The sequence below is a fragment of the Clostridium boliviensis genome, from assembly GCF_033342255.1.
Lineage (GTDB): Bacteria > Bacillota > Clostridia > Lachnospirales > Lachnospiraceae > Lacrimispora > Lacrimispora boliviensis.
Window position 1 is genome coordinate 1 of sequence record NZ_JAWONS010000320.1, and the last position, 1,383, is coordinate 1,383.

The 1,383-nt window shown below is 47.4% G+C and carries 2 protein-coding genes; both read right to left on the reverse strand.

Annotation, left to right across the window (positions count from 1 at the left end; translation table 11 throughout):
• Positions 1–1,041, reverse strand: a 1,041-nt coding sequence (locus RZO55_RS21900) for an IS630 family transposase (RefSeq protein WP_318066390.1), incomplete at its 3' end; no start/stop codon positions are given.
• A 60-nt stretch (positions 1,042–1,101) separates the two neighbouring features.
• The coding region (locus RZO55_RS21905) for a hypothetical protein (RefSeq protein ID WP_318066389.1) at positions 1,102–1,383 on the reverse strand (282 nt) is incomplete at its 5' end.

Consider the following 1,383-nt stretch of genomic DNA (forward strand, 5'->3'; position numbering starts at 1 on the left):
GTTTTGTTCTTTTAAGATGGCTTCGTGATGTTTGTTTTTGTTGCGCCAACGGATGTATGCTTGGATGGCTTTAGCCAATTCATCATGAGATGAATAATTGCTTCCTTCGAAAACGAACTTGCGAAGCGGGCCAAAATGACATTCAATCCGGTTTAACCAAGATGCATATGTCGGCGTATAGATCAACTCCACGTTGTTTTCACGGGCCCAAGTCTTGACTTTCTTATGGTGGTGAGGGGAAAAGTTGTCCAGCACAATGTACAACCGCTCACTCCGATGATAACGGCGACGCAACACCTTCAGAAATTGAAGCACATCTTGATGTCGCTTGGTTTTCTTGATGTGGGCATATAGTTTGTCCGTTTTCAAATCCAACGCGGCAAACAAATGACGAACCCCATGCTTCCGCGTATAGGTGGCAGGTAAACGATCCGGTTTCTTCTGCGGAAACCAGCCTTTCCCGGGATACGGCTGAATGGAAAGGGGACCGAACTCGTCAACGCAGATCACTCGCCCGTCTTGGGGTGGATCGTTGTACAACTGTTCGATTCGTTTTTTTTTTATATGAAATTCGGGGTCATTGGATTCCTTCCACGTTTTGGTGTGTTGATAGGTGATCTTGGCTTCCGAAAGGATTTGGCGAATGGTTTCGATGCTGATCGAATCCACAATCCCCCGTTCTTCGGCCACCTGTTTCAGTTTGGAAAGAGACCAGTGGGTGAAAGGCAGTCCCAACACTCTGGGCGGAATTTGCGCGAGTTCAATGATTTCCGCACGTTGTTCCGGCGTAAAAGTTCGCGGGCGGCCGCCTCCATAACGGGGGTGAAGCGATTTCATACCTTCCTTATTAAACCGGTGAATCAACCGTCGAACGTGATCCTCGGATAGGTGATACAGTCGGGCGATGTTCGGGACGGTCATCTTTTGGGCGGATGCCAGAATAACCATTGCCCGCCGGACTTTCACCGGATGGGATCCTTTTCGAATGATATGTCTTAATTGATTGCCTTCCTTGGTGGTCAAGTCACGAACGAAAATCATTTCGATCACCTATGAATCCATTCGACCATGAGGTAACATTTTCCTTCGGAATTTCCCGATCTAAGTTAGTCGATGGGGCACTAGAAACTTGGTGATTGCGACCACCACAAAGCTCCCCGCAATGCCTCCGACCCAATAGGATGCGTTGATAAAACCCCACCATTCACTCCCTTTTCCCAGGATCTCATAAGTAAAGGCCAGTATGAAGGCACTGGTCCAAACAACATTAGCTAGTGTTTCAAAAATATCCATTAATGTTAAATTCCTTATGATTCCGACCCGAATAATTTTTCGCCAAGCCGGCTCCGGTTCTGATGTTTTTCCAAGCGCCGCAGATTCCTC